We start from the raw sequence: 5,275 nt of genomic DNA, 5'->3' as shown, positions 1-5,275 counted from the left end.
GTTTGTCGCGGAAATGCTTTGTGGTCTTGAAGTTTACAACGTCGCCGCAATACTCCTGCCTTGTGAGGATATGGGTCAGCGTGGCTTTGTTCCACTTGTAACGGTTTTCCTCGTTCAGCGTCTTATTTTTACAAGTTCCCCGCCCTCGGTCTTTCATGTAGAATGTGGGTGTCGGGATTTGCTCATTTTTCAGATATACGGCAATCTGGTTTCGATTTTTCCCGTCCAGAAACAGGCGGAAAATAAGGCGGACAACTTCGGCGGCTTCTTCGTCAATCAACCAAAAATCCTTGTTGTCGGGGTCTTTGACATATCCGTATGGGGCTTCGGTTGCGATTGGTTTTCCGCTCGTCCCCTTTGTGCGGATACCCGTTTTTACTTTCTTGCTGATGTCCCTTGCGTACCATTCTGACATGATGTTGATGAACGGCGCAAACTCCAACGTGTCGGGCTTCTCGCTGTCTATCCCGTTGTTTACCGCGATAAAGCGCACGTTGTTTCTGCGGAAAATCTCCATGGCGTTTCCCACTTGGAGATAGTCGCGCCCCCAGCGGGTCATGTCTTTCATAATGCACACGCCTATTTTGCCGTTTTCCACGTCCTCAATCATGCGGGAGTAGGCAGAACGGTCAAAAAACCTGCCGCTTTCGTCATCGTCAATGTAGTGCCGGATATTGGTTAATTTTAGCTGTCTGGCATAGCTTTCCAGAAATTTCTTCTGGTTCTGTATGGAGTTGCTTTCGCCGCCGTCCCTGTCCTCGTCCCCCACTGATAGGCGGGAGTAAAGGGCTGTGATTTTGCTGTAATCATTCATGTGCATACCCTCCTGCGTCAATATATGTGTTGCTTACAGTTAAGATTATGCACCTCACCTTGCAGAGCCGTACTCCATGCCATGCCGGAATTTCTTGGCGTTCTTGGCTTTGAAATACACCACAAGGCGGAGCGCAATGCCGCACCCTATCCCTATTAACAAATCTTTTGGGTGGAAACTTGGTAACGGGTTGGAAAATAAGTCCTCCATCCCCGCTATGACCGCCATCGCTTTTGCGGAAGCGTCCTGCCCCGGCGATACCCGCCACAGCCATGCAATTTTGTCGCAGAAATACCCGGCAAGCGCATAGGGGAGATTCATAAGGAAAAGTTTCTTTTTGTCAATATTCCCCGTCTTTGCCTTCAGCTTTTCAGGGACTGACTTTAGGTCTTTGGCGATGCCCTCTACGATTTTACTCATAATGACTGCCCCCTGTCCTTCTGGTGTTCCCTTGCCCTCTCCCGGTTTTTGTCCTTGCCTAGCTGCTCCCGGAACTTTGCCAGTTTCTCCTTTACGGAGATGCGGTTATGCTTTTTCTCATTAACTTTTACAAACTCCTTAAATGCCTGCGTTATCACGTCAGCATCCTTGCCCTTGAATAATACGATGTGCTTCGGCGGCTTTTCCGTCTTATCCTTCTTCACAGCAAACTGCACGTTGTACTTCTTTGCCACTCTCTCAAAGGACTTGATGTTATTATCCGTCACCTCAATGCTCGAAGCGCCCATACCCTGACCGACCAGCTCTTTCACTGATATTTTCCCATGCGGCATCTGCTTTCCCTGTTTCCGGTGTTCCAGATACATCTTCATAGCCTTTTTCAGTACATCGGCAGTCAGCCGGGAAGATTTAAACACAAGGGCAATCGTTTTCTGTGTCACTTCCTCCTGCATGGTTTTCCTCCTTCTTTCTTTATTGCTGTACGCCCGTCAGGGTGGGACGTACAGCCTGTGGATTAAATATTTCATAAGCTCTCCTTCCCACTTCTGGACAAAAAGTCCAAAAGCTGTATTTATCCTATAAGCACCCGGAACGGATACAGGATTCGTATTCTTCCAGTCCTGCGCCTGCGTCCTCCCCGTATGACAGCTTTATGTCACAGAAGTCATGCAGTGTGCCAGATAACAGGAAATCCTTATAAAACCTTGCGAAATCGCCACAAAACTTTTCTATGATGCGTGTAAAATCATCATTCTCACGATATTCATAGTAAATCCGCTTCCCGCCAGTGCTGCCAAGCATATCCGTAAGCTGGTAACTAAGCTCCCCTGTCTGCTTAACAGAAATCTGCATCAGATTATAGTCATTCCGCAGCTTAAAATAGGAGCTGTGGAACTTTGACGATACTGTAATGTTGGGATTCTCCCCCAACGCCGCACAGACCGCCACCAGCCTTTTCAATAGCTCCGCTGTTGCTTTTTTCTGGAACTCTCTTTTTTTCATTGCATCCTCCATTCTGCTTCTGGACAAAAAGTCCAAAAGTTATTTAAACACAAAAAGGGCAGCTATAAACCGCTGTTTACGGTCTATAACTGCCCTCACGCTGTTTCTGATATTTAATTATCTGTACCGGATCACCGGACACTGCTTTGTCTTTTTCCCTACTTTCCTCCGTTCCAGAGCGAAAACCATATCCCCGGTACGCTCAAAATATCCTATATCCTTTTTCCAGCTCATGCCGCATTTACAATGCTGCAAGCCGATAAACTGCTGTTTCATCTTCCTTCCGCAGTTCGGGCATACCTTTTTGCTCCTGCCCTTCTGCTTTACTTTCGGCTTGTCGGCATCCTGCTTCTTTTCCTTCTTTTCGGGAAGCCCATTCTCCGCTATCCTTGTTTCATAACGTGGCAATCGGTAAAGATACAGGCTGCATATTTCATCAAAGGAAGCCTTTTCCGCTATCCCCTTTACCCTCTGGTAAATCTGTCCCGCAATTTTTTCACAGTCCTCTCCTTCCGGCATCCTGCCATGCTCCCTGTAATAATCACAGGTCTTTTGGAACATACTGTCTGCTATTCCTGCTTTCTGTTTCTGCTTTAAGTCCTTATATGTCCTGTCCGCCCTCCGCTTCCTGTTTCCCAAACGCACCACTCCTTTATCCTGATACGGTCTATTTTAACAGAAAACGCCCCGGAATTGTAAAAAATATCTGCCGCCTTAACCGAAAGCGTCTTTGCACAGGGCTACAAAATATTTCTTTTTCTCCAGTATTTCCTCCTGCCTGTCTTTGGAAAGCGTCTGGAATATCTCGTCATAGTCAAGCTCCACAAGCGGCGTACCAAGCACTGGCGTTAAGACTTCATGTTCATACCATATCCGCCAGAGTTCCTCAAACAGTTCTTCACTGTCCGAAAATGCCATTGCCGAATCAAAGCCTTCTCCTTCACTGAACCATTGCAGACGGACAAAGCCGAACCTCCCGGCATCCGCCACCATTACATCGGTCAGCTCATACAGCTCCTCAAACGCATCCGCCACTTTCCGGCATTTTGCCCGCTGTTCTTCCGTAATAAATTTTTCCGCCATAGCGCACCTCCTAACTTACTTCTGGACAAAAAGTCCAAAAGCTATCTATCCTCTTTTAAACAGTAGATTGTGCAGAGGTCAGCGTATAATACGCCTTCCCCGCATTTTATTGTGTCAAGCAAAAGGCATTGGAACAATACGTCACGCACATCGTCCAAACTGGCGATGCCCTGTTCCTTCTCCGAAAAGCCTGCTCCGGGAATATCCATATCCCCCGATACCGCCCGCCTTGCCGAAATACAATGTGTGTAAAGTCCGAGGATATATTTATCCGACATAGGAAAAACAAGGGTTTCCTGCCCGTCATACGTTATCCTGTACTTTTCCCGTTCCCCTTCCGGCAGTTCAAAGATACACCGTACCGTTTCCAGATAAGTATGCCCGTCAAAATCCGGCTTTATTTTCTTCCCATACCTGCGGATTGCGGAAAATATGCTGTTCCGGTCAAGAAAAGAACGGGTGCGCTGAAAAGCTGGCTTCCTGCCCTTAATATCCATGTAAACATTATTCCCTGTCCCCTTCCCGGCAAACCTGCCATAATCGCCTGTCCGCAGCAGATAGGAAATACCTCCAGCAGCTTTTCCCTTGACGCAATCTCCTGATAGGGGGAATCGCCAAACTCTATTTTTACAAACCTCAATGGGCAGCTTCCCTTTGCGATTTCCCGTTCCATTGCCCGGTCAATATCCCGCATGGACTCCATTTATCCATCTCCTTCCGCTTTGCGCTCAAACATCCCTTTTTCTTCCCATCCGCCGCCATACATATCATGCTGAACCAACTGCTGGTAATAATGGTTCATGGTGTTCGGGGCATTGTAGAGGGCAGTCACCATGTACGCCCTGATGTTGGTTATCCTTGTTGTGGTTTCCTTCATGCACCCGATGACGTACTCCAAATGGGAGCTGTTCAGCTTTAAAAACTTTGATTTTACAAGCTCATACGGGTAATCTTCCCCGTTGACCTTTACCGTCTTACGCTTCACGCACACAATCTCGCAGATCACCTCATACAGTTCCTCATACAGACCTTTTTCGCTCCAATCGCCATATTTCATGTGATGCTCATACTCAATATTCTCCTTAATGATTTCCATGTAGGCGTGGGCATCATCCATCACATCAATCATACCATTATCCGGCTTGCCCGGTTCCTGTTTTTCTGTTTCTATATCAGATTGATTGATAGGATTGGTATAACTCAGATCGGTATAATTAGTATTGTTATAATTAGGGTTCGATTCCCGAACTTCCGCAAGTTCGGTTTCCGAATTTCTTGAAGTTTGGTTTCCGAACTCCTGCAAGTTCGGTTTCCGAATCTCTTGAAGTTCGATTTCCGAACTTCTTGAAGTTTGATTATCGAACCTCTTGAAGTTCGGTTTCCGAACTTCTGCGGAACTGTCAGCATTATCCGGCTTTCCCGGCTCTCCGCCCGGTTCTTTCCCGGTATCCAGTGTCGCAAAATTCTTCACATAGATAATGTCCGGCTTGCCCAGTCCCTGTCTTTTCTTCTCAATCAGACCGATGCCCTTTTTGCTGTCAAGCTCCGCTATTACTTTAGCGCATTTTTCCCTTGCGCATCCCAAATCCTCCATTATGTTATCAAGGGTGTAATGGATATACACCCTGTTTTCTTCGTCAAGCCAGCCATTCTTGATTGACAATGCCAGCCTGTCAAGCATCAGACCATAAAGGAGCTTTGCATCGCTGGACAACTCTTTAAACCTTGCGTCTTTTATCAGCAACCTCGGCACTCTGTAAAAAGAGAACTGTTCCGCTTCGATGCCATAATAATAGTCGAATTTTATCGTGCCATCCACGCCGATGCACCTCCCCTCTATTGTCTTTTCTTCCATTCATCCAAAAGCTGAATGATGATGCCCTCTATTTCCTCACTGCTGCAGTCCTCCGCAAAATATTCGCTGATTTTATCCGC

The 5,275-nt window shown here is 46.8% G+C and carries 6 protein-coding genes and 2 pseudogenes; all 8 read right to left on the bottom strand.

The window, feature by feature from the left end; all coding sequences use genetic code 11:
* Positions 1–814, bottom strand: an 814-nt coding sequence (locus tag D5281_RS23930) for a recombinase family protein (protein WP_160562395.1), incomplete at its 3' end; no start/stop codon positions are given.
* Between the two features lie 57 nt (positions 815–871).
* Positions 872–1,234: pseudogene (locus D5281_RS23925) on the bottom strand (VirD4-like conjugal transfer protein, CD1115 family); the annotation flags it as partial.
* Entirely contained in the window at positions 1,231–1,707 is a 477-nt protein-coding gene (locus D5281_RS23920) for a PcfB family protein (RefSeq protein ID WP_160562393.1), read from the bottom strand. The pseudogene D5281_RS23925 and the gene D5281_RS23920, both read right to left, overlap by 4 nt.
* Positions 1,708–1,831: 124 nt before the next feature.
* The gene (locus tag D5281_RS23915) at positions 1,832–2,257 is read right to left on the bottom strand and encodes a hypothetical protein (protein WP_160562392.1); all 426 of its coding nucleotides are present in this window, start codon (positions 2,255–2,257) and stop codon (positions 1,832–1,834) included.
* A 117-nt stretch (positions 2,258–2,374) separates the two neighbouring features.
* Complete coding sequence (locus tag D5281_RS23910) at positions 2,375–2,896, bottom strand: hypothetical protein (RefSeq protein ID WP_120425033.1); 522 nt, start codon at positions 2,894–2,896, stop codon at positions 2,375–2,377.
* Positions 2,897–2,971: 75 nt separating this feature from the next.
* On the bottom strand, positions 2,972–3,340 hold the full coding sequence (locus D5281_RS23905) for a hypothetical protein (protein ID WP_160562391.1): 369 nt from the start codon (positions 3,338–3,340) through the stop codon (positions 2,972–2,974).
* Between the two features lie 41 nt (positions 3,341–3,381).
* Positions 3,382–4,043: pseudogene (locus tag D5281_RS23900) on the bottom strand (hypothetical protein).
* A complete protein-coding gene (locus D5281_RS23895; RefSeq protein WP_334296635.1) occupies positions 4,044–5,159 on the bottom strand; it encodes a DUF6017 domain-containing protein in 1,116 nt (371 codons plus the stop codon).
* Positions 5,160–5,275: the final 116 nt, after the last annotated feature.

The sequence above is a fragment of the Parablautia muri genome, from assembly GCF_009917485.1.
Classification (GTDB): domain Bacteria; phylum Bacillota; class Clostridia; order Lachnospirales; family Lachnospiraceae; genus Suilimivivens; species Suilimivivens muri.
This window is presented reverse-complemented; position numbering and strand designations above follow the sequence as displayed.